This window comes from Litorerythrobacter xanthomarinus, assembly GCF_046254955.1.
Taxonomy (GTDB): Bacteria; Pseudomonadota; Alphaproteobacteria; order Sphingomonadales; family Sphingomonadaceae; genus Qipengyuania_C.
The window spans coordinates 170,646-194,007 of record NZ_JBJXRG010000003.1; the positions used below are offsets into that span (position 1 = coordinate 170,646).

22 protein-coding genes are annotated in these 23,362 nt (G+C 61.2%); 14 read left to right on the top strand and 8 right to left on the bottom strand.

What is annotated here, in order from left to right; translation table 11 throughout:
* Nucleotides 1-45: 45 nt before the first annotated feature.
* Together ACEWMW_RS14335 and hemC are read right to left on the bottom strand one after the other, a co-directional pair.
* Nucleotides 46-735: a uroporphyrinogen-III synthase gene (locus tag ACEWMW_RS14335; RefSeq protein WP_409414634.1), complete on the bottom strand. Its 690-nt coding sequence runs from the start codon at nt 733-735 to the stop codon at nt 46-48.
* Entirely contained in the window at nt 732-1,658 is a 927-nt protein-coding gene (gene hemC, locus ACEWMW_RS14340) for a hydroxymethylbilane synthase (protein WP_409414635.1), read from the bottom strand. Before hemC ends, ACEWMW_RS14335 begins: the two co-directional genes overlap by 4 nt.
* Before the next feature lie 48 nt (nt 1,659-1,706).
* On the opposite strand from hemC, the gene tsaD reads away from it, so the two are divergent.
* The 12 genes from tsaD to ACEWMW_RS14400 all read left to right on the top strand — a co-directional run bounded on the left by tsaD (nt 1,707) and on the right by ACEWMW_RS14400 (nt 13,741).
* On the top strand, nt 1,707-2,741 hold the full coding sequence (tsaD, locus tag ACEWMW_RS14345) for a tRNA (adenosine(37)-N6)-threonylcarbamoyltransferase complex transferase subunit TsaD (RefSeq protein ID WP_409414636.1): 1,035 nt from the start codon (nt 1,707-1,709) through the stop codon (nt 2,739-2,741).
* Between the two features lie 23 nt (nt 2,742-2,764).
* Nucleotides 2,765-3,763 (top strand): NAD(P)H-dependent glycerol-3-phosphate dehydrogenase, encoded by a 999-nt coding sequence (locus ACEWMW_RS14350; RefSeq protein WP_409414637.1) that lies wholly within the window; start codon nt 2,765-2,767, stop codon nt 3,761-3,763.
* On the top strand, nt 3,760-5,253 hold the full coding sequence (locus ACEWMW_RS14355; protein WP_409414638.1) for a lipopolysaccharide biosynthesis protein: 1,494 nt from the start codon (nt 3,760-3,762) through the stop codon (nt 5,251-5,253). Before ACEWMW_RS14350 ends, ACEWMW_RS14355 begins: the two co-directional genes overlap by 4 nt.
* 76 nt (nt 5,254-5,329) lie before the next feature.
* Nucleotides 5,330-6,070: an OmpA family protein gene (locus tag ACEWMW_RS14360; protein WP_409414639.1), complete on the top strand. Its 741-nt coding sequence runs from the start codon at nt 5,330-5,332 to the stop codon at nt 6,068-6,070.
* 115 nt (nt 6,071-6,185) lie between these two features.
* Nucleotides 6,186-6,722 (top strand): hypothetical protein, encoded by a 537-nt coding sequence (locus ACEWMW_RS14365; RefSeq protein WP_409414640.1) that lies wholly within the window; start codon nt 6,186-6,188, stop codon nt 6,720-6,722.
* A gap of 13 nt (nt 6,723-6,735) precedes the next feature.
* Complete coding sequence (gene acs / locus ACEWMW_RS14370) at nt 6,736-8,688, top strand: acetate--CoA ligase (RefSeq protein ID WP_409414641.1); 1,953 nt, start codon at nt 6,736-6,738, stop codon at nt 8,686-8,688.
* A gap of 14 nt (nt 8,689-8,702) precedes the next feature.
* Nucleotides 8,703-9,131, top strand: a complete 429-nt coding sequence (locus tag ACEWMW_RS14375) for a lasso peptide biosynthesis B2 protein (protein WP_409414642.1) — start codon at nt 8,703-8,705, stop codon at nt 9,129-9,131.
* Nucleotides 9,132-9,219: 88 nt separating this feature from the next.
* A complete protein-coding gene (locus ACEWMW_RS14380) occupies nt 9,220-10,395 on the top strand; it encodes an acyl-CoA dehydrogenase (RefSeq protein WP_409414668.1) in 1,176 nt (391 codons plus the stop codon).
* Complete coding sequence (gene maiA, locus ACEWMW_RS14385) at nt 10,395-11,045, top strand: maleylacetoacetate isomerase (protein WP_409414643.1); 651 nt, start codon at nt 10,395-10,397, stop codon at nt 11,043-11,045. Before ACEWMW_RS14380 ends, maiA begins: the two co-directional genes overlap by 1 nt.
* The gene (locus ACEWMW_RS14390) at nt 11,042-12,052 is read left to right on the top strand and encodes a fumarylacetoacetate hydrolase family protein (RefSeq protein ID WP_409414644.1); all 1,011 of its coding nucleotides are present in this window, start codon (nt 11,042-11,044) and stop codon (nt 12,050-12,052) included. The genes maiA and ACEWMW_RS14390 overlap by 4 nt, the downstream gene beginning before the upstream one ends.
* A 71-nt stretch (nt 12,053-12,123) precedes the next feature.
* Complete coding sequence (locus ACEWMW_RS14395) at nt 12,124-13,191, top strand: glycosyltransferase (protein WP_409414645.1); 1,068 nt, start codon at nt 12,124-12,126, stop codon at nt 13,189-13,191.
* Complete coding sequence (locus tag ACEWMW_RS14400; protein WP_409414646.1) at nt 13,184-13,741, top strand: LbetaH domain-containing protein; 558 nt, start codon at nt 13,184-13,186, stop codon at nt 13,739-13,741. The genes ACEWMW_RS14395 and ACEWMW_RS14400 overlap by 8 nt, the downstream gene beginning before the upstream one ends.
* On the opposite strand, the gene ACEWMW_RS14405 is transcribed toward ACEWMW_RS14400, so the two are convergent.
* From ACEWMW_RS14405 to ACEWMW_RS14430, 6 genes are all read right to left on the bottom strand, one after another.
* Nucleotides 13,738-14,475: a tetratricopeptide repeat protein gene (locus ACEWMW_RS14405; RefSeq protein WP_409414647.1), complete on the bottom strand. Its 738-nt coding sequence runs from the start codon at nt 14,473-14,475 to the stop codon at nt 13,738-13,740. The two genes, ACEWMW_RS14400 and ACEWMW_RS14405, sit on opposite strands and share 4 nt — an antisense overlap.
* The gene (locus tag ACEWMW_RS14410; RefSeq protein ID WP_409414648.1) at nt 14,472-16,691 is read right to left on the bottom strand and encodes a GumC family protein; all 2,220 of its coding nucleotides are present in this window, start codon (nt 16,689-16,691) and stop codon (nt 14,472-14,474) included. The genes ACEWMW_RS14405 and ACEWMW_RS14410 overlap by 4 nt, the downstream gene beginning before the upstream one ends.
* A 16-nt stretch (nt 16,692-16,707) precedes the next feature.
* Nucleotides 16,708-17,406, bottom strand: coding sequence for a polysaccharide biosynthesis/export family protein (locus ACEWMW_RS14415; protein WP_409414649.1), 699 nt, complete (start codon nt 17,404-17,406; stop codon nt 16,708-16,710).
* Entirely contained in the window at nt 17,406-18,797 is a 1,392-nt protein-coding gene (locus ACEWMW_RS14420) for an O-antigen ligase family protein (protein WP_409414650.1), read from the bottom strand. The genes ACEWMW_RS14415 and ACEWMW_RS14420 overlap by 1 nt, the downstream gene beginning before the upstream one ends.
* A 122-nt stretch (nt 18,798-18,919) precedes the next feature.
* A complete protein-coding gene (locus ACEWMW_RS14425) occupies nt 18,920-20,083 on the bottom strand; it encodes an acyl-CoA dehydrogenase family protein (protein ID WP_409414651.1) in 1,164 nt (387 codons plus the stop codon).
* Nucleotides 20,084-20,137: 54 nt separating this feature from the next.
* Nucleotides 20,138-20,899 carry a crotonase/enoyl-CoA hydratase family protein gene (locus ACEWMW_RS14430; RefSeq protein WP_409414652.1) on the bottom strand — a complete coding sequence of 254 codons (762 nt, stop codon included), beginning with the start codon at nt 20,897-20,899 and terminating at the stop codon, nt 20,138-20,140.
* Between the two features lie 99 nt (nt 20,900-20,998).
* On the opposite strand from ACEWMW_RS14430, the gene ACEWMW_RS14435 reads away from it, so the two are divergent.
* Nucleotides 20,999-22,267 carry an acetyl-CoA C-acetyltransferase gene (locus ACEWMW_RS14435; RefSeq protein WP_409414669.1) on the top strand — a complete coding sequence of 423 codons (1,269 nt, stop codon included), beginning with the start codon at nt 20,999-21,001 and terminating at the stop codon, nt 22,265-22,267.
* A gap of 126 nt (nt 22,268-22,393) precedes the next feature.
* Nucleotides 22,394-23,341 (top strand): transglutaminase-like cysteine peptidase, encoded by a 948-nt coding sequence (locus tag ACEWMW_RS14440; RefSeq protein WP_409414653.1) that lies wholly within the window; start codon nt 22,394-22,396, stop codon nt 23,339-23,341.
* The last annotated feature ends 21 nt before the right edge of the window (nt 23,342-23,362 follow it).

Sequence of the window (23,362 nt, forward strand, 5' to 3'; positions counted from 1 at the left end):
GCCATTACCATGACCCGCTTTCCCGCAGTCTCACGCCGCGATCCCTCATCCGGGTTTGTTGCATAATTGTTTTGCCAGTTCCAGCAAGGCCGCATCGTTCGGCGCTGTGGCTATCGCAACCTCGGCCCAGCCATCGCCGACCTCTTGCGCGACGCGGGGACCAATTACCGCAAGAGAAATGTTCTTGCGATCGATATCCAAGCTGTTGCAATTGCGAATGAAATTTTCGGCTGCGGTCACCGAGTGGAGCATGACGAAGACAGATCTCGCGAAATGTTCCAGTTCGACTTGAGCGATGTCGCAGTCTTCCAGTTTGTAAACCGTCTTCACAGACATTGAGATGTTCTTGGGCAACTGCAGACGCACGCGGTTCAATCCGGCCAGGCGCAGCAGGTTCATTGGCTTTGCTGGAATTATCCCGTCAATGACCGATTGCAGCCCGCCTGCTCCCGAGGCGGCAACGGTGAATCCGTTCTCGCGCGCGGCTTCGGCTGTTTTCTCACCCACGGCGTAGACGGGGATTTCGCGCAGCTGGGCGAGACAAGGACCGCCATGGCGGAAGACATTCGCGCTGCCCACGAGCAAGCCGTCGAACTCACCTTCGGGCGGCGACCATTCCACAGGTGCAACTTTCTGCAGCGGCATGCCGATCGCTTGCAGGCCTTCGCCTGTAGCCATTGCGACAGTAGCAGCATTGCCCGGTTCAGGACGGACTATGATCAGCTTGGTGGTCATGACATTGTATCGAAGAGACCGGTGATCTCTTTTCCCGCAGCATCGAGTAATTCCTTGGCAAGCGATCGAGCCTTTTCAGGATCGTCCGGCGGCATATCTGCTTGGCCGTCGACCCGCGATGCACCGTCGGCGCTAAACAAGGCCGCTTTGAGAGAAAGCCGGTCTCCATCCAGGCCGCTAAGCACTGCGATCGGGCTGTGGCAGGTGCCGCCAAGCCCTTCGAGCAGCGCGCGCTCGGCCATGACAGCGTGTCGGCTTGGCAAGTGATCGATTCCGGCCAGCAATTCTTGGGTTTCTTTGTCGTCGGCACGGCATTCGATCCCGATCGCGCCTTGCGCGGGAGCGGGAAGCCATTGCTCCGGGTCGAGCCGCACACCTATCTCCGACTGGCCCAGCCGCTTGAGGCCAGCCGCAGCGAGCAGTGTTACATCGGCCTCGCCCGCTTCCAGCTTGCCGAGCCGTGTCGCGACATTGCCGCGCATACCCACAATCCGGCAATCCGGGCGATGATGCAGCATCTGCGCAGCGCGGCGCGGTGCACTTGTGCCGATGCGCGCGCCTTCCGGAATGGATTCGATGGATTCCGCCCCTACCAGCACGTCAGCCACATCTGCGCGCGGCAGGATAGCGCCTATCGTGATCTCATCCGGGCGGATCGTCTCGACGTCTTTCATGGAGTGTACCGCGCCGTCGATGCGGCCTTCGCGGAGCCAAATATCGAGCTCCTTGGTCCACAGCGCTTTTCCGCCGATCTCGGCCAGCGGACGATCCTGAACCTTGTCACCGCTGGCGACAACGGGAACGAGCTCGATCTCGCTCTCCGTCCAACCGTGCGCCGCGCACAGTCGCGCGCGCGCTTCCTCGGCCTGCACCATGGCGAGAGGCGAACTGCGCGTACCAAGTCTGAGTTTGGGCGTATCCATAGTCGGGCGTGCTTGCCCTAGCGGCGCTTCTGGTTCAGGGGAAGCGCCATGGGTGTCGTCCTGGGCATAGAGTCAAGCTGCGACGAAACCGCAGTAGCTGTGGTAGACAGCGAACGACGCATCCGCGCGCAGCGGATTGCCTCGCAGGACGAAGCGCATGCGCCCTATGGAGGCGTGGTTCCCGAGATTGCCGCACGCGCGCATGCTGAAAAGCTCGCGCCGATGATCGAGCAGGTGATCGCGGATAGCGGTATCGCATTACCTGAATTCGACGCAATTGCGGCAACTGCTGGCCCTGGTCTGATTGGCGGCGTCATGGTCGGGCTTGTTAGTGCCAAGGCGCTCGCCATGGCCAGCGATGTGCCATTGATGGCGATCAACCACCTCGAAGGCCATGCACTTTCGCCGCGGCTAGCTGATCCGGAAATCGAGTTTCCGTACCTGCTATTGCTGGTCTCCGGCGGGCATTGCCAGATCCTGCGGGTGGAAGGCGTGGGCCAATATCGCCGCCTTGCCACCACGATTGACGATGCATTGGGCGAAGCTTTCGACAAAACCGCCAAGATTTTGGGGCTCGGCTATCCGGGAGGGCCTGCGGTCGAAAAACTGGCCCGCGAAGGTGAAGCGCAGGCCGTACCCCTGCCCCGCCCTCTCTTCGGGTCGAAGGAGCCGCATTTTTCCTTCGCCGGGCTCAAGAGCGCGGTGCTGCGCGCGCATGAAAGCGGCGAGCACGCGGACGCCGATATCGCTGCGAGCTTCCAGCAGGCGGCCATGGATTGCGTGGTCGACCGGCTTGAGCAAGCCCTCGACAAAACCGATCCGGTCGAAACGCTCGTGGTCGCTGGCGGCGTCGCCGCGAACCAGCAAATCCGCGCGTCACTGGAGCAATTGGCCGAAAAACACGGCATGCGTTTCTCGGCCCCGCCAATGGCGCTCTGTACCGATAATGCCGCGATGATCGCCTGGGCAGGCGTCGAACGTCTTGCGCTGGGTCAATCCGATCCGCTCGATTTCGTGGCAAGGCCGCGCTGGCCGCTCGATCCGGATGGGGAGCCTGCGCGCGGTGCGGGATACAAGGCCTGACGATTCGCCATGGAGGGGACAGAATGAGCACATCACGGATCGGAGTTCTCGGCGCGGGAGCCTGGGGAACCGCGCTGGCGCAGATGGTCGCTTCGGACGGGCGCGATGTGCTCATCTGGGCGCGTGAGCCCGAATTGGTCGAGGAAATCAACGACAGCCATACCAACAGCCTGTTCCTGCCATCCGCGTCACTCTCCGAGAAGATCCGCGCAACCGGCGATCTATCCGAAATGGCCGATCTATCGATACTGCTGGCCGTCACCCCGGCACAGCATCTGGGGAGCGTACTGAGCGAAATGCCATCGCATCCTCTCGACCTGGTGCTTTGCAGCAAGGGGATCGAGGCGGGGAGTGGCCGTCTGATGAACGAGGTGGCACGCGAAGTTGCCCCCGATTCGGCCATCGCAGTGCTCTCCGGGCCAACATTCGCACATGAAGTTGCAGGCGGACTGCCCACTGCGGTGACCCTCGCATGCGGCGGCAAGGAAGCGCAATGGCAACGCCTTGCCCCCGCAATCGCGCGCAAGACCTTCCGCCCCTACTATACCGCCGATGTGGCGGGTGCCGAAGTCGGCGGATCGGTCAAGAACGTCCTCGCGATAGCTTGCGGCGTGGTGGAAGGCATGAATCTGGGCCAGAATGCCCGCGCCTCGCTGATCGCTCGTGGCTATGCCGAAATGCAGCGCTTTGGCGAAGCTGTCGGCGCCGAGCGCGATACGCTGGCTGGCCTCTGCGGCCTCGGTGACCTGGTGCTGACGTGCAATTCCACCTCGAGCCGCAATTTCTCGCTCGGCAAGGCGCTGGGCGAAGGGCGCTCGCCCAAAGAGCTCATGACCGACCGGCGAACCGTGGCGGAAGGCGCGCATACCGCACCCGTACTGGCCGAGATCGCCCGCGAGCGCGATATTGCCATGCCGATCGTATTCGCGGTCGAACGATTGCTGCAGGGCGATCCGACGGCCGACGTTGTCAGCGCGCTGCTTGCGCGGCCGCTGACTGCCGAAAATCCCGCAACCGAATGAGCGAACAGGCCGCCAGCGGCGATATCGCAGCCCTTGCCAAGGGCGGCAGGACCAACTTCTTCGGTTTCCTGCTGCGTCTTGCCGCGCGCCTGCCGTTCCTGTTCATCGCCGCGCGTCTCTATGGCGCCGAAGCCATGGGGCGCTTCGCCTCAGCGCTGGTGGTTATCGAGCTGCTCGCGCTGGTCTGCTCGATGGGTGAGAAACGCGGCTTGGCCCAGCGCCTCACTGAAGGAGATGACGCGCATGTCGGCCTGGTGTTCGACGGACTATTGCTGGCGCTGATCCTTTCGGGCGCTGCCGCCACCTTGTTGTGGTTCTTCCCGGCTCCGATGTTCCCCAACGGCATGAACGGACCGCTCGATATCTGGTTGATCGTCGCGATCCCCGGCTACGCGCTGACCGAAATCCTGCTCGCCGCGCAAGCCTATCGCTATGACATCGCCACCACGGTTCGCGCGCGTGCGATTGTCGAGCCGTGGACCATCTCTATCATGGCGGGCCTGTTTTTCTACACCGGGTTCGAGAAATCGGGCCTCGCCCTCGCCTATATCGTCTCGATCTTTGCCGGACTTCTTGCGGCCGCCTGGCCCTTCTTCCGCTCCTACGGCTGGCCAAGCGGTTGGCGCCCGCACCCGATCAGGATGGCGCGAATGAGCGCACGCGCGACACCGCTTGCACTGGCGGACGCGGTCGAATGGGGCACGCGCCGTCTCGATATCTTCATTTTGGGCTTTTTTGCCGCGCCGGCGATTGTCGGGATCTACTACTTCGCCCAGCAAGTTGCGAGCTTGCCGCAAAAACTCAAGACCAGTTTCGAGCCGATCCTTGGGCCGGTCATTACTCGCAATCTGAAGGAGAAGAACTTCGGCGCGATTGCCCGGCAAGTCCGGCAAGTCGGTTTCTGGATCATAGCTGCGCAGGCCGGGATTGCTCTTGCGTTGGGCATACCGGGCGAAGCCATCATGGGCCTTGGCGGCCCCAACTACGTCGCCGGAAATGGCGCACTCGCCTTCCTGCTGATTGCCGAAGTTGCCGCCGCGACCGCGGTCGTGTCCGAAGCAGCGCTGGTCTATGTCGCGCGCAAGCGGAACCTCGTTGTCTCGCTGTGCACTATCACCCTGCAAGCGGTGCTAACGGTCGGAATCATGTGCCTTGTCGACCATTTCGGCTTCACCGAGCCCTTCAAAGCAGCAGGCGCTGCCATGGCGCTCATGCTTGCTTTGGCCGGCGCATCGCTCACCAAGGCATTCATCCTCTCGCGCATCCTCAAGCATCCGGTGAATAACTGGCGCTGGGCATTGGTCTGGGCCACGGGCCCGGCTGTGATCGTGGGCTATCTCGCCACGCTATTGCCCGAATGGATGGAGCTTGTTTTCGGCGTACCGGCAATCCTGGCGACCTATTGCTGGGTAATCTGGCACAAGGGCTTTGGCCCTGAGGACCGGATGCTATTCCGCAAGAATATCGGCGGGCAGGATGCCGGGGCATAAGAGCCCCCGCCGTCAGACTGAGGCTTGCCGTTCCTTCCCCCTTTGCGCGGCGGACATGCCCCGCTAAAGCCCGCGCATGACCACTCGCCCCGCTATCGTCATTGCACTGGGTGCAACCCTGATTGCTGCGCTGGGCGCCGTTGGCGCGGGTTCGGCCGACGATCGGCTGGCAGACGAGCTGGACCGCAAGGCGGCGCAGGCTATTGCCGACAGCGGTGTTTCCGGCGTCACTGCCAAATTCCGCACTTCCGGAGGCTGGGCGACACGGCATCCACTTCTCAGCGGAGGTGAAGGCCTTGATGAAGGCGCACGCGCCAAAGTGGCTCGAGCTGTCTATTCGGTCGATGGTGTAGCCGGCGTGCAATGGTCCGACGGAACTATCCTGGCAGAAAGCGAAGGGCTGCAGCTCACACCGCTTCATTGCCAGAAAGATGTCGAAGCCTTGCTCCGGGCCCGCACTATTCGCTTCGAAGAGGGCAGCAGCAAGGTCGAGATGGCGAGCAACGAACTGCTCGATGAAGTCGCTGCCGCGCTGCGCCCGTGTTTGGGCAGCATCATCGCGGTCACCGGTCATACCGATAGTTCGGGCCCTGAACCGGGCAACATTGCCTTGTCGCAAGAACGGGCAGATGCCGTCGAACAGGCGCTGATAGCCCGTGGCATCCCCTCCGACGGCCTGCGTGCCCGCGGCGTCGGTTCGCGCGAGCCAGTCGAAGGGCTTGAACCCACCGATCCCGCCAACCGGCGGATCGAGTTCTCGGTGATCGCTACCGAGCCGCTCCTTCCCACACCCATCGATACGCCGGGGCCGCGCTAAAATGCCGATTGTCTTCGAAGTCATCGCGCTCATGCTTCTGGCCTATCTCGTAGGCCTTTCGCTGGGCTGGGCTATCTGGTCCCGCAGACCCTCAGAATCTGGAGACTGAACTGCAATGATGCCGCTATTGGAAATTTACTGGCCCTACCTGCTTGTCGCGTTCGCGATCGGACTGGCGCTGGCATGGTTTCTCTTTGCCGCCAGCCGCAAGACCCGAGTCACCTCGGACACGCGCGACGTGTTGGACGAAGGGGCCGTCCCCGCGGCGCGCAACCAGGCGCTGATCGATTCCAACCGCGAAGCGAACACGCTGACTGATGCGGCCAACAGCCAGAAAGTCGCCCATGCCAATGCGCAAACCGATGCCGAGGCCGGGCCAGCGATCACGCCTAGCCGTCCGGCAGCCCCTGCAGGCGGCGACGACCTGACGCGGATCAAGGGGGTTGGACCGAAGATCGTGGAGATGTTGGCGGGACAAGGCGTGAACCGCTTCGAACAGATCGCGGCGTGGGACGATGCCGATATCGACCGGATCGACGCGCAATTGGGCAGGTTCCAGGGACGTATCAGGCGCGACAATTGGGTCGAGCAGGCAAAGCTGCTAGCCGAAGGCGACAAGACAGCATTCGACGCCAAATTCGGCAATAGCTGAGCGGGAGTTAGCGATGAGTGACGCAGTTTTTCCGATTCCGGAAGAGTGGTCGGAGAAGGCCCTGATCAACGCCGATACCTATGCCGAGAAGTATCGCCAGTCTGTCGAGGATATCGAAGGGTTCTGGCGCAGCGAAGCGCAACGGATCGACTGGATTGAGTCCTTCCAAACAGTCAAGGATACCAGCTACCAAAAGGATGACTTCCACATCCGCTGGTTTGCGGAAGGCTCGCTCAATATCTGCGCCAATGCACTTGACCGGCACCTTGATGAGCGGGGCGACCAGCTGGCGATCATCTGGGAGCCGGACGATCCCGCCAATGACGTTCGCCGCTTGACCTACCGCGAGCTCCACGGCGAGGTTTGCCGCTTTGCCAACGCACTCAAGGCCAATGGCGTGAACACGGGCGACCGGGTCACGATCTACCTGCCGATGGTGCCCGAAGCTGTGATTGCCATGCTCGCCTGCGCAAGAATTGGCGCAATTCACTCGGTAGTCTTCGCGGGATTCAGCCCCGACGCGCTGGCAGGCCGGATCGAGGATTGCGGCTCTAAGATCGTCATTACCGCCGACGAAGGATTGCGCGGCGGCAAGAAAGTGCCGCTTAAGGCGAACGTTGATGCAGCGCTGGAAAAAGTCTCGGTCGATCGCGTGATTGTTCTCGCGCATACCGGCGCGGACGTGCCGGTGGCCGAGGGCCGCGATATGAGCTGGGCCGATGCCATGGCCGCTGCTTCAACCGATTGCCCGCCCGAGCCGATGAATGCGGAAGATCCGCTGTTCATCCTCTACACTTCCGGCTCGACCGGTAAGCCCAAGGGAGTCCTCCATACCACCGGCGGATATGCCGTGTGGACATCGATGACGCATCAATATGTGTTCGACTACCAGCCCAATGAAGATGGCTCGATGCCGATCTACTGGTGCGCGGCGGATGTCGGCTGGGTCACCGGGCACAGCTATGTCGCCTATGGCCCGCTTATCAACGGCGCGACGCAAGTGATGTTCGAAGGTGTGCCCAACTTCCCCGATCACTCGCGCTTCTGGGACATAATCGACAAGCATCAGGTCGAGATTTTCTACGCCGCACCGACGGCATTGCGGGCGTTGATGGCGCAGGGCGATGAATACGTATCGCGCACCAGCCGCGCCTCGCTCAAGCTGCTCGGTTCAGTGGGCGAACCAATCAATCCTGAAGCGTGGGATTGGTATCACCGCGTGGTGGGCGAACGGCGCTGCCCGATCGTCGACACCTGGTGGCAGACCGAAACCGGCGCGGCGATGATCACACCCATGCCCGGCGCGATTGATCTCAAGCCCGGCAGCGCTTCGAAGCCGATGTTCGGCGTGAAGCCCGAGCTGCTCGACGCGGAAACCGGCAAGGTGCTCGAAGGGGCGGCGCAAGGCGCGCTGGTCATCACCGATAGCTGGCCCGGCCAGATGCGCACCGTCTACGGCGATCACGAGCGATTCTTCGAAACGTACTTCAGCCAGTATCCCGGCTACTACTTCACCGGCGACGGCTGCCGCCGCGACGAGGATGGATATTACTGGATTACGGGCCGCATCGACGATGTGATCAACGTCTCCGGCCACCGTATGGGCACTGCCGAAGTCGAAAGCGCGCTGGTCGAGCATCCGCTCGTCGCCGAGGCCGCAGTCGTCGGCATGCCGCATGAGGTCAAGGGACAAGGCATTTACGCCTATGTCACCACCAATGTCGGGACCGAGGACACCGAAGAACTGCGCAAGGAGCTGGTGCAGTGGGTACGCAAGGAAATCGGCCCAATCGCGACGCCTGATGTCCTGCAGTTCGCGCCCGGCCTGCCAAAGACTCGCTCGGGCAAAATCATGCGGCGCATCCTCAGGAAGATCGCTGAAAACGATACGTCGAACCTCGGCGACACATCCACGCTCGCCGATCCCTCGGTAGTCGACGACCTCGTAGCCAACAGGCCGCAATAGGCAGCGCTCTGGCCATGGGAAAATTCCGGACCTTCCAGGAGCTCGACCGGGAAGAAAAGATTGCGGCTTTCGAGGCAGCATTGTTGCTGCTGGTCGCACGCGTGCTCGTCACTTTGTTACCGCTCAAGTACTGGCGCGCGCAGTTCGGCGCGATTGTGCCGGTCACTCCTGATCCCGACGCCATATGCGAGGGCAAATGCCGAATCGTGCGCCGAGCGATTGTCAGGGCCATGCGCAATGCCCCGCTCGACTTTATCTGCCTGCCGCAAGCGCTTGCCGCGCGCTGGATGCTTGCCCGCCGCGGCATCGAAAGTAACCTCTCGATCGGGGCGCTCAGAGCGGATACGCAGGGCCCGCGCCTCCACGCTTGGCTGACCAGCGGCGGACATTGGGTGACCGGCGACTGCGATCCGGCCGAATTTGCCCCTTTCCGCTCCGATTAGCCCGTTCTAGGGTAGAGGAAACTTGCCCCTGCGGATGTCCTCTGCAAAAGGCGCACAAACTGATTTCAAAGGAAACCACATGGCCGGGATGGCTCCGTTTAGTTGGGAAGACCCCTTCAATCTTGAAGACCAGCTGACCGACGAGGAACGCATGGTGCGCGACGCGGCGCATGGCTTCGCGCAAGACGAATTGCAGCCGCGCGTGATCGAGGCTTTTGCAAACGAGAAAGACGCGCCTGAACTGTTCCCGCTGATGGGCAAGGCGGGCCTGCTGGGCGCGACGATCCCGGTCGAATATGGCGGCGCGGGCGCGGGCTATGTCGCTTACGGGTTGATCGCGCGCGAGATCGAGCGGGTCGACAGCGGATATCGCTCGATGGCCTCGGTCCAGTCCAGCCTCGTGATGTATCCGATCCACGCCTACGGTTCTGAGGATCAACGCCAGAAGTACCTACCCGGCCTCGCTTCGGGCGAGCTGATCGGCTGTTTCGGCCTGACCGAGCCCGACGCAGGCTCCGATCCCGGCGGGATGAAGACATATGCCAAGCAGGACGGCGACGGATACGTCATTTCCGGTTCCAAGACCTGGATTTCCAACGCCCCCTTCGCCGATGTCTTCGTCGTGTGGGCCAAGAGCGAAGCGCATGGCGGCGCGATCCGCGGCTTCGTGCTTGAGAAAGGGATGGAAGGCCTTTCCGCGCCCAAGATCGAAGGCAAGATCTCGCTGCGCGCCAGCACCACCGGTATGATCATGATGGATGAGGTCAAGCTGGGCGCAGACGCGCTGCTGCCCGAAGTCCAGGGCCTCAAGGGGCCGTTCGGATGCCTCAACCGCGCGCGCTACGGCATCAGCTGGGGCGCTATGGGCGCAGCCGAATTCTGCTTCCACGCCGCGCGGCAATATGGCCTCGATCGCCAGCAATTTGGCGTGCCATTGGCCAGCAAGCAGATCTACCAGCTCAAGCTCGCCAATATGATGACCGATATCGGCATGGGGCTGCAAAGCTCGCTGCGCGTGGGTCGGCTGATGGATGAGGGCCAGTTCGCGCCCGAGATGATCTCGATCGTCAAGCGCAACAATGTCGGCAAGGCACTCGAAATCGCGCGCCACGCCCGCGACATGCATGGCGGCAATGGCATCAGCGAGGAATATCAGGTGATCCGCCACATGGTGAACCTCGAAACGGTCAACACCTACGAAGGCACGCATGACGTGCACGCGTTGATCCTCGGCCGGGCGATTACGGGCATCCCGGCGTTTTGATGCGCCTCCACGCCTACTTCCGCAGTTCGACCAGCTATCGACTGCGCATTGCGCTCAATCTCAAGGGGCTAGAATACGAGATCGAGCCGGTGAACCTGCTGAAGGCCGAGCAGCGCGATGCAGCTTTCACCAGTCGCAACCCCTTTGCTGGCGTGCCGATGCTGGAAACCGAAGGCGGTGATCGCGCGCAGTCAATGGCGATCCTCGAATGGCTTGACGAGGCGTATCCCGACAACCCGCTGCTGCCGCAGGATATCGAGCAGCGCTATACGGTCCGCGAGCTCGCCTATGCCATCGCCACCGAACTCCATGCGCCGCTCAACCTGCCGGTACTGAAATATCTCAAGGACCCGCTTGGCCACTCGCAGGACGAAATCGACATCTGGTATCGCCACTGGCTGGCCAAGACGTTGGAGCCGCTCGAAACGCGCCTTGCACAGTTGGGTGCGGGCGATTTCCTGCTCGATACACCCGGCCTTTTCGAGGTCGTGCTGCTGCCGCAAGTCTATAATGCGCGGCGTTTCAAGTATGATTTCTCGGCCAGTCCGCATATCGAACGGATCGAAGCAGCCTGCCTTGCGCTGCCCGCCTTCCAAAAGGCACACCCGGATAACCAGCCGGACACTCCCGAAGGAGAGAAGACCTTATGAAGCTCGCAACGCTCGACAACGGAACCCGCGACGGGAAGCTGGTAGTCGTCTCGGAGGACCTCACGCGCTGCTGCGCGGCGGACAATATCGCGCCGACGCTGCAGGCCGCACTCGATGATTGGGACACTATCGCTCCCAGGCTCGAATTACTGGCAACCGATGTCGAACACCAGGCTGTGCCCTGCGAACGATTCCATGAAAGCGAAGCGCTCTCGCCCCTCCCTCGCGCCTATCAATGGGCTGACGGCTCAGCCTATATCAACCACGTCGAGCTGGTGCGAAAGGCACGCGATGCCGAGGTTCCCGAAAGCTTCTATCACGATCCGCTGATGTACCAGGGTGGCAGCGACGGCTTCCTTGCTCCGCGCGAAGATATCCCGCTGGGTGACACCGCGTGGGGCTGCGACATGGAAGGCGAAGTCGCCTGCATTACGGGCGACCTGCCGATGGGCGCTTCGAAGGAAGAGGCTGCGGGCGCGATCAAGCTGCTGATGCTGGTCAATGACGTCAGCCTGCGCGGCCTGATCCCGGGAGAGCTCGCCAAAGGGTTCGGTTTCTTCCAGTCCAAGCCCGCCAGTGCATTCTCTCCCGTCGCGGTCACACCGGACGAGTTGGGCGATGCGTGGAAAGACAACCTTATCCACCTGCCGCTGATGGTTGATTACAATGGCGAGCCGTTCGGTCGCGCCGAAGTGGGCGAGGACGCGACGTTCGACTTGGCTGATCTCGTGGCGCATGTCGCCAAGACGCGCTCGGTTGGTGCAGGCAGCATCATCGGATCGGGCACGATCTCCAACAAGGGCGAGGATGGCGGTCCGGGCAAGCCGGTATCCGAAGGCGGGCGCGGCTATAGCTGCATCGCCGAAATCCGCATGATCGAGACGATCTATGACGGCGAGGCCAAGACGCGCTTCATGGTTCCCGGCGATACCGTGCGGGTGGAAATGCGCGACAAGGACAATCACTCGATATTCGGCGCGATCGAGCAGAAGGTCGTCCAGGCCTGAGCGCGGACAAGCCCCTTTCCGGCAAGCGTATCGGACTCCTCGCTGGATGGGCCTCGCGCAAGAATGGCGGGGTGTTCGAAGCGATTGTCGGGCAGGTCAAGCTGATCCACAGCTTGGGCGGTGAAGCGTTCGTATTTGCCGCGCGCGACGAATTTTCAGAAGAAGACAGTCGGCGGCTTGCTCCGGCAAAGGTGCACTATGCTGAATCGCTAGGCCCTAAGCCCCTTGCCTATGCACCCGGCCTGCTCGCCGCGATGGAAGACGCGCAACTCGATTGCCTGCATTTGCATGGCATCTGGCAGGGTTCCTCGCTTACTGCCTTGCGCTGGTCGAAGCGGCATCCGGGGCGCACGATTGTCTCGCCGCACGGCATGCTCGACCCGTGGATCACCGGGCGCGGTAGGCTGAAGAAGATACCCTTCTGGTGGATGGTCGAGCGAGGGAACTTGCGCTCCGCCGCGGTTCTGCACGCTCTCACCAAAGACGAGGCGAAGGATATCCTGCGCTGGGTGTCCCGCGCGCAAGTGCGGGTCATTCGCAATCCCGTGGCGATTGCAGAGCCTCGCCAATCTGAACTTCCTTCACCAATCATCCTCTATCTCGGGCGATTGCATGAAAAGAAGAATATCGCTGCATTGATCGAAGCATGGAACGCAGCGCGCCCTGACCTTCCCAGATACTCACGGCTCCGTATAGCCGGCTGGGGCGATGAAGCGATCGCGGAATCTATTCGGCAAGCCGTTGGCGAAAGTGACCGATCCATTGAATTCTTGGGCGCGGTCTATGGAGCACAGAAATCCTATGTCCTTGAAAATGCGCGCTTCCTTGTGCTGGGTTCGCATAGCGAAGGACTACCGATGGTCTTGCTGGAAGCGTGGGAAAAAGGTCTGCCCACTATCCAGACGGAGTTTTGCAACCTGCCGGAAGGCTACGCCGCAGGAGCGGCTATCCTGTGCCAAACCGACGCACGAAGTATAGCCGATGCGTTGGTAGAAGCACTGAACATGGGCGAAGGGGAGTGGAACGAAATGTCCCGAGTAGCTAGGATGCTCGCGCAGGGGCCGTTCTCACGAAAATCAATCGCCAGACATTGGGGCAAGCTATACGCGAAGGTGATGCAGGAAACACCTGATGGCTGAATGGAGCGATTTCCGTCCAATGGGCGATGGTGCCGCATTTGGCCTAGCTAACAAGCTTGAGCGAGTGCTGTGGCAAATCAGCTGGCTGCTGCTCGCTCGCTGGACACCGCCACCTCTTTTCGCCTGGCGCAACCTCATCTTGCGCGCGTTCGGCGCCAAGATCGGCAAGCGCGCACGGATTTATGGCGATGTCAGAGTCTGGCTTCCCCGGCATCTCGCGATGGGTGACGAAGCCATCGTGGGCCGCGGCGTCGAGCTCTACAACCAGGGCACGATCACCATCGGTCCGCGCACCGTGATCAGCCAACGCGCGCATATCTGCGCCAGTACGCACGATGCGAGCGATCCGGATTTCAAGCTCCTCGTCCGCCCGATCGTGATCCGCGAAGCCTGCTGGGTGGCAGCCGAGGCTTTCGTCGGTCCCGGCGTAACCATGGGTGAAGGATCGGTCCTGGCCGCGCGCGGAGCGCTGTTCGAGGATGCCGAGCCGATGACGATCTATCGCGGCAATCCGGCGGTAGCGGTGAAGGAAAGGACGCTGCGATCCTAGATCGGACAGTGCTGCGCGGCCACAGCGTCGGCACGGTCGGACATTTGCCGCTCGGCGAGCCCCTCAATGACACTTCCGGCAATTGCGCAACCATAGGGTTGCGTTTCCATTTGCGGATCGAGCAGCAATTCGCCGCGTAGTGCCACGGCGCTGCTCAAGTCTGTTCCCTCGACGGCGAATACCGCTGTCGCCAAGGGTTCATGCGTTTTCAGCCGCTCAAGCAGCGCTGTTCGTGCGCTTTGATCCTGCGCGATTGCCAGCAGCAATTGCTCGCCAGCTGCCAGATAAGGTTGGGCGCGAAGCAGCGCTTCCAGATGGCGAATGGCCTCCTGTGGCTTTCCCCGGGATAGCTGATCGTTTGCCCAATAAGATTGCGTCACCGGATCCCGCCATCCACCACTGCGCGCCACAGAAAAACCGCGATGCGCCGCCCAAGTATCGCCTCTCAGCAATTGCGCGCTCGCCAGCAAGCCAAGCACGCGCGGTTCTCGCGGTGAGGCTTGCAAAGCGCGAATGGCATGGCTCTCCGCACCGCGATAGTCCGATTGCGCAAGTGCAAGAGCCGCCTCAGCCTGCGCCGCCTGGGCGCTCAGGATCTCAGGAACAAGGCTGGCGCGTGAGGGATCCTGCGCCGAGAGGCGGTCCATCCCGCTACCCAGCGCGAGAAATGCATAGACCGCGAGAAGGGACACGAAGATCACCGAACCGAAAGTGACGGTTCGCGGCGAGCTCACGCCGGCACGCCCTCTTCATCTTTGGCGTAGCGATAATATTCGTAGCCGTAATAGGAAGAGTAACGATTGCCGCCCTTTTCTGGATCGAATTTGACCAGCACAGCGCCGATCAGGACGGGCCCGACGGACCGCAAGCGTCTCAATGCCGCGCGCAGCTGCCCGCTCCTCCCGCGCTCCGCCTCGACTACAAACATTGTTCCGTCGGCGAGCGCTGCCAGCATCGGCGCATCGGCCAGTCCCAGCACCGGCGGGCTGTCAAGCACGACGATGTCGTAGTGACCCGACGCCTCCTCGAGCAGCTGCGCCATTCGCGGCGAAGTGATCAGCTCGGACGGGCTTGGCGGCGGTGGCCCAGATGGCAGCAGATCGAATGCGCCCGTCTCGTTTCGCTGTACAGCGCTGGCCAGCGGATCGTCAGATGTCAGTAAGTCCGTCAGGCCACGTTTATTGGCAAGGCCCGTTGCGATATGGGCAGCCGGGCGACGCAGGTCGGCATCGATCAGCAGCGCCTTCATCCCCATGCGGCCGAAACCGCTGGCGATCGCATGGCTTGAGGTCGTCTTGCCCTCACCCGCCTGCGCGCTGGTGACAGCCAGCACTTTGGGCAAGCCATGCCGCGTCGAATAGAGCAGCGAACCGCGCAGCGAGTTGTAGGCTTCTGCGACCGGCGACTTGGGGTTGGCCATATCCACAAAGGGTTCGTCCTCGGCCTCCGGCACGACGCCAAGTAATGCCAGACCGAGCTTTTCCTCAATGTCTTCAGGGACATGGATCGCATCATCGAGCCGGTCACGCAGGTAGACCGCTGCAACCGCAGCCGCCAACCCCGCCAAAAGACCCAGTGCCAAATTGCGCGGCAAGCTGGGCGACGACGGCACCAAGGGGGGATCCGCCCGGTCGATAATCGCGATATTGCTGGCGGCAATTCCCGCCGAAGCATTCAATTCGCGATACCGCTGCAGTAGCCCGTCATAGATCGAGCGTGCCGTATCCGCCTCGCGCGCCAGGGTATTGTAGCGCACCGCCCGGTCCTGCTCGCGCAAGGTTGCACCCTGCAAGCGATCGACCTGCTGCTGCAGCGCTACTTCAGCGGCCTGCGCGGCCTGGTACTCCGCCCGCACCGAATTGCGCACCTGGCTGGCCGTTGCCGTCAACTGGCTATCGATTGCAGCGAGGTCATTGGCGAGATTTGTCACCGCGGGATGATCGGGCAGGTAGCGCTCGCGAGCCGCATCCAGCTCTGCCTGAGCACGAGCCTTGCGCGTCATCAGCTCCTGCACCGTCGGGTTGGCGAGCACGGTGCGGGACGACAGCAGGGGGATTGCCGATTCCGCTCTCCAGCGCGTTTGCGCCGCGATGCGATCGGCCCGGGCCATGTTGGCCGCCTCATTCAGCTGCAGCAGGCTGGAAGCGGTGACGCTTCCGGCGACCGGACGGCTCGCATCAACGGTGAAGGCGTCGCGGGTACGGATCAGACCGGCGCTGCGCGCATAGTCGTTGAGGTCACGCTCGGTTTCCTCGAGCTGGCTGCGCGCTTCCTCGAGCTGTTCCTCGACGAACTTGCGTGCATAGGCCGAGCTTTCGAAACGGCGTTGTAGGTTGGCCTGTATAAATTCGTCGGCAAAGCTGTTGACGATCCGCGCCGATATCTCGGGGTCACCGCTCGAGAATTGCACCCGCGCAATGCGGGTCGAGCGCGGCAGATCGATTGAGAGGTTTGCGCGTAGCAGCGAGATAACCAGCTCACGCCGCCGCTGCGGCGCGAGATCGGCTTCGGGCGAGGTCATCTCCATCGCAGCAAAAAAACGTGGATCATCATAGAGATCGTTCGCATTGGCTACGCGGACAGCCAATGCGCGGCTGCGTAGGATATCGAGCTGCGTATTGAGAAAACGGTCGATGTCCCAGCTGGAGGAATCGACCCTCTGGCCATCCAGTTCTTCACCCAGGACCTCGTCGCCCTGGTCGTTGATCTGGACGCTCGTTGCTGCAGAGTAACGCGGCGCGTCGAGCATGGTCGCGATCACAGCGAGGGCGAGCGCAGCACCAACAATAGCAATGGCCAACCAGAAATTACGCCGCAGTGCCGCCAGCGCATAGCGCAAATTCGCGCTGACCGGATTGTCGCCCCAAGGCTTGACCGGATAGGCGTAGGGATCTCCCCCATCCCCGCCTACGGGAAATTCATAGCTGCGTCCTGCACCGCTCGTCAGCATGATCGCACCGCCCGGATCATACCGGCCTCAACACGGCAACAAGAGGTGCAGTCTGGAGCACATCCTTGTAAGCGCCGCGAAGCCCGGAATAGCCGACTACGACCACATCGCCCGGCAATAATGCCAAATCGGGCATGCGGCCGCCGCGAATGGCTTGCAGATCGAACTGACCCCCGTAGCGCTGGCCATCGACCATGCGGAAGACGAGTATCTGATCGAGTTTGGCAACGTCCGTAGGGCTGCGAGCCTGCGCCAATGCAGTGAGCAGCGTGTCACCTTCGCGCCAGGGATAGATGCCGGGAAGATTGACCTGCCCTTCGACAGCGACCGTCATATCGCGCGCCTTCTTGATCGACACAGCGACCCGAGGGTTGCGCAGGTAGTTTGCCCCGTAAGCCTGCTCGATCGAGCGGGCGAGCTGCGTCGCACTGGAACCGGAAGCCCGAACATCGCCGATAAGAGGGAGGCTGAGATTACCCGCTGCATCGATTGCCACTTCGTCCTGCGACAGTTCTGGCTCGTCGAACACGCTGATCGAAAGGACATCGCCCGCCTGCAAGGCATAGCGCTCAGCAATATCCGGCTGGGCACCGTCAATCGCATCATAACCCGCCTGGCCGACCGGCACTATCGGATTGAGCGGTGCCTGACATGCAGCAAGGAGCAGGACGCAGATTGCCCCGATAGCTCCCGAAATACCTATGCGACGACCCATTATTTATTGTCTTCCAACGACTTGATTCCAGACCCCGGCGCCCCCGAAGCGTTATCATCGCGAGGCCTTACAAGCATCCCGAGGGCGACGCCTGCTAGACACGCTTCTGCCATGTTTCGGAGCGGGTAATCAACGAGGGCATGAAGTGCGATGAGGATAAAACTTGTTAATCCAAAGATTGGTGCTGCCCTCAGCTGCGGTTGGGAATGCCAGGCACGGATCGCGAGGTGAACGAGAATCCCCGCAATCGCGACCAGTACCAGCAAACCCGGTATTCCTGCCTCGATAGCGAACTCGAGATATTCATTGTGCGCGCGGTTGGGCATCGTCAAGTCGACAACGTCGAGCCGCTCGTAAGGCAAGAACGCTTCGACGAAAGTGCCCATCCCTGTGCCCCACGGCCAGCTTGCGGAAAGCGCCGCGAAGCTGTCTTGCCATAGCTCCAGCCGGAAGTCGTCGGTCATCCCAAAGCGAGTCGCGACATAAGCGAGGCGCGAATCGAAAAGCGCCAATCCGGCGGTCAGAATGACCAGTGCGGAAATCGCCGCTATCGCAAGGGCCCATGGCCCGAAGCGATGTTCGGCCATCGAACCGGCGAACATGACAAGCATACCAAATGCGGCGATCGGCACGAGCGCTATGCCCGCCCGCGATCCGGTGAATAGAAGTGCGGCTCCCAGGACGAGCACGGTGGACCCAAGCGTAATACGGTGATCCCAACGCGCGCGGTCTGCGCTGATCGCATAACAGCCTGCGGCCGCCACTGCGCCAATCAGCAATATGTCGGCCGCAGCGTTGCGATTGGCGTGAAATCCCGTCAGCCATCCGGGGTGAGCGTCGGCATAGAGTTTGAACCCGTCGCCAGGGCCAGCCATCTGCAACGTTCCGAGGATTGCGCCCGCGAGCGCCATGAGCGCAACTGAGCCCAGGATCGCACCGCGCTCCCTTGTTGTCCGCGTCGCAACCATCCATGCCAGCGCCAGCGGCGGGATCATCGCCAGCAGGCTCGCCAGTGTTTTGTGCGGGGCAATCGACAGCGGCATCCAGCTGTCCTGCGCATCGACAAGCGCAAGCGCGGCAATTTCGCGTGAGCGACCGGGCAAGTCATGCCAGATCTGCGGCGGGAGTGGAATAAGCTGCGCGATCGGGACCGCGAGAACGAGCGCCGAGACACCGATCACTGCGAGCGGTAGCGGGGCTTTGTCCTGCTCCCTGCCGAACCACCAATAGGCAGCGACAGCTATCGCTGCCGCGAGTTGCAGGGCCACTTCGGCAGAGGGATTGGGCGAGCCGCCGCCGCCCAGTAGCATGGCGAGCGCGACGAACGCCGCCACAACATAGGTCTGGCTGCGGCTTGCGACCCGCAATGATGGTGCCTGCATTGTTGCCATGGCGCCTGACTCGATCCCTCTGGAGCGAGCCTAGGCCGCCAATCGTCTAGTGCAATGGCCCGCCGACTTCCGGCAGGGGAAAACTCCCCCAGAACGACATCACCGTCAAACTAGATCGCAACCTACATCGAACGCGCGATCACCATCTTCATGACTTCGTTCGATCCGCCGAAAATACGGGTGATGCGGCTGTCGCGGTACATCCGTGCGATCGGGTAATCGTTGATGAAGCCGGCACCGCCGTGGAACTGGAGGCATTTGTCGACGACCTCGCCCTGCAGCTCGGTAACCCAGTACTTGGCCATGCATGCGGTGGCGACGTCGAGCTCGCCCTTCAAGTGACGCGCTATGCAATCATTGACGAATATACGCGCTGCTGTGGCGCGAGCCTTGAGATCCGCCATAACGAATTGCGTATTCTGGAAATCCCAGATCGTTTGCCCGAAAGCCTTGCGATCCTTGACGAATTCCATCGTGGTCTCGAGCGCTTTTTCGATCCCGGTGGCCGCGCCCATCGCGATGATGAGACGCTCCTGCGGAAGCTCGCCCATCAGCTGGTAGAAGCCCTTGCCTTCCACGCCGCCAAGCACGTTTTCCGCCGGGACGAAGACATCGTCGAAGAACAGCTCTGAAGTGTCCGAAGCGTCGAGCCCGATCTTGTCGAGCTTCTTGCCGCGCTGGAATCCATCGGCGCCTTCTGTTTCGAGCAGCATGAGCGAAATGCCCTTGGCGCGTTCGTTGGGATCGGTCTTTGCGACTACAATGATGAAGTCGGCGGTCTGCCCGTTGGAAATGTATGTCTTGGCACCATTGATGCGGTAGCCGTTTCCATCCTTGAGCGCAGTGGTGGTGATGCTCTGCAAGTCCGAACCGACTCCCGGCTCGGTCATCGCGATCGCACTGACCAGTTCGCCAGTCACCAGCTTGGGAAGATACTTCTTCTTCTGCTCCTCGGTGCCGTGGCGCACGAGGTAGGGAAGTATGATCGTGTTGTGAAGCGAAGCGGCAAAGCCTTCGACGCCGTGCTTGCCCTGCTGGTCGATCACCACCATGTCGTGTCGGAAATCGCCGCCATGACCGCCATATTCGGTCGGCACCGAAACACCGAGTAGCCCCGCCGCGCCAGCCTCGTTCCAGAATTCGCGTTCGACCTGGCCGTTCTCGCGCCACTGCAGGATCCGCTTTTCCGGGGCGTGTTGCTGATAGAATTTTCCTACAGCATCGGCAAAAATCGAGATTTCCTCGTCTTCCATAAATTCGGGCTGGGGTACATCGATTACGGGCATGTCTGCGTTCCTATGCGGGAGGTCTAAGGTTATCTGGGGTAAGTCTATCGGGGCTTATTTGCCCTTCCAGTTGGGTGCGCGCTTCTCGGCAAAGGCGAGTGATCCTTCGCGTGCATCTTCGCTCATGAAAACTTGCGGAAGCAACTCGGACTGCTTTTTCCAGCGCTCGTCATGGCTCCAGCCGCGCGAATCCTCAATGATCTGCTTGGAGACTCGCACCGCAAGCGGGCCATTGGCATTGATTGCAGCGGCGAGCTCGAGTGCAGCTTCCATCGCGCTCCCATCGGTCACACGGTTGACGAGGCCAAGCTCGTAAGCCCTTGCCGCATCGATGAAATTTCCGGTCAGTGCGAGTTCCATTGCGACCTTGTGCGGGATCTGGTCAGGCAAGCGCATCAGTCCGCCGGCACCGGCTGCAAGGCCGCGCTTGGCTTCGGGAATGCCGAATTTCGCGCCGCTGTTTGCCACCACGAGATCGCAGGCGATCATCAGCTCGAGGCCGCCGGCAAGGGCGTATCCTTCCACTGCCGCGATGAGCGGTTTCGCCGGGCCTTTTTCAGTAATCCCACCAAAGCCGCGGCCTGGGATCGACGGCGATTCGCCGCGCAGGAAACCCTTGAGATCCATCCCGGAGCAGAAGGTCCCCTCGGCCCCGGTTAGGATCGCAACGCGCAAATCGTCATCCGAATCGAGCTTGTCGAGCGCAGCCGCGATACCTTCAGCGGCCGCCTTGTTCATGGCATTCTTCGCTTCTGGCCGATTGATCGTGATGATCAGGATACCGTCTTCTTCGCGCGTCAGCAGCTCGTCGCTCATGCGTAACTCCCATTTTCGATAGAAACTGAAATCTTGTGCCTTTGCTGGCCAAGGTTTACGGACACGTCAACCGCATTTTCGATAATGGAAGGATTACCTATGCCCGAAGCTTATATCGTCGACGCCGTCCGCACACCGCGCGGAATCGGAAAGCAGGGCAAGGGCTCACTCGCGCACATGCATCCGCAGCATCTCGCTGCCACAGTGCTCAAGGCGATCAAGGATCGTAACAACCTCGATACCTCGACTGTCGACGATGTGATTTGGTCGGTCTCGACACAGGACGGCATGCAGGCGGGCGATATGGGCCGCATGGCTGCGCTTGATGCAGGCTATGACATTACCAGCTCGGGCACCACGCTCGACCGGTTCTGCGGCGGCGGTATCACTTCGGTTGCGCTCGCGGCTGCGCAGGTGATGAGCGGTATGGAAGATTGCGTTGTCGCTGGTGGTACCGAAATGATGAGCCTCACGGCGCAGATGAGCCGCGACAAGATGGCCGCCGGTATCAAGCCCCCGATGATGGGCAGTTACAACGATCGCCTGCAGAAGGTGCATCCGCAATCGCACCAGGGCATCTGTGGCGACGCGATCGCGACGATCGAAGGCTTCACCCGCGAAGAACTGGACGAGGTTGGCTACCGCAGTCAGCAGCGCGCTGCGGCCGCGATCGCTGAAGGGCGGTTCGCAAAATCAGTCGTCCCGGTGACCGATGATGAAGGCAATGTCGTGCTCGATCACGACGAATACCCACGCCCGCAAACGACTCGCGAAGGCCTTGCCGAACTCGAGCCGGCGTTCACCAAGATCGCCGATATGCCGCTTGATGAGACCGGCACGACATTCCGCAAGCTGGTCAACCAGAAGTACCCGGATGTCGAAATCCAGAACTTTCACCATGCAGGCAACAGCTCGGGCGTTGTTGACGGTGCAGCCGCTGTGCTGGTCGTTAGCAAGGAGTATGCAGAGAAGAATGGCCTCAAGCCGCGCGCCCGGATCGTGCAGACTGCCAATATGGGCGATGATCCCACGCTGATGCTCAACGCCCCCGTCCCTGCTGCAAAACGTGTGCTGGAACGTGCTGGCATGACGACAGACGATATTGACCTCTATGAAATCAACGAGGCGTTCGCGGTCGTGGCAGCGAAATTCGTCAAGGATCTCGATCTCGATTGGGACAAGGTCAATGTCAATGGTGGCTCGATTGCACTTGGTCATCCGATTGGCGCAACCGGTTCGATACTGATCGGTACCATGGTTGATGAGCTCGAACGTCAGGACAAGCGCTACGGTCTGGTAACCATGTGCGCCGCAGGGGGAATGGCTCCAGCGATCATCATCGAGCGCGTAGACGGCTTCGTCGACTAGGGGGAAACACGGAGTGAGGGGCGCAGTACAAACGCCCGCTCCGTTCACATTGGTGAATAGAAATCAGGGTTTGGTTTACCTTTTTCCAAAACCAGACCTTGAGGTGTCCCGTTCAAAACGGGCGACATGGAAAAGCATCTCTCCGTGTCCGCCCGTCTTGCGGCCGTCGCTGGCGCCTCGGCAATCGCCTTGGGCCTCGCTGCGCCTGCAAACGCCCAAGCCCATACGCATGGGCTGATGCTGCCGACCGCGGCTGCTTTCGTGAGCCAGGTCGAATGCTTCCAGGCGAATCGTCCGACTTTGCGCCAGCAAGTCATGGGAAATCCTCAGCTCAGCAAGAGCGCCGCTATCCTCGGCGGTGCAAGTGCACTCGAGCGTATGCGCATGGCGCAATCTAGCGGCGGCGCTTCGACCACGATCGCGAGCTACGTGCCAAACCGCAAGGTACAGCCAGCAGCTGGCGCGATCTCTCAAACCCAGAGCTGCAGCACTTACAGTTCGACCGGTGTCAGCAGCTTCGCATCCATCCGCAAGCCCGCGGCTGCTCGAGGGAACGACATCCTTGCAAGCAATCGTATTTCGATCCGGACGACCATGTTCGACAGCGCCTGGAACAGGGTTCGCAATTCGCAGCTGAGCAAGTCACGTGCTGCGCGTTTCCTCGGTTCCCGTCCGTCCGATCGTCTCGAACTGATCCACCGCGTCAACCGGGTTACCAACCAGCGCATCCGCTACGTCGAAGATCGGGTACAGTGGGGTCGGGCTGATTTCTGGGCCGGAGCGAATACAACGATCGTCACCGGCAAGGGTGACTGCGAAGATATCGCGATTACCAAGATGCAATTGCTGATCGCCAATGGATTCAGGTCGGAAGATCTGACGCTTTCGATCGTCAAGGATATGATCCACGGGTCGGACCACGCTGTACTGCTCGTCCGTTACAACGGCGGGTACCTGATGCTCGACAATGTGACGGATCGTATCCTCGATGGCTCGAAGAGCAATGAATATCGCCCAATCTTCAGCTATTCGGACCACAAGTCCTGGCTGCATGGATATGCCGTAGATGTCTGATTGGCTTGCGCCGCACGGTTT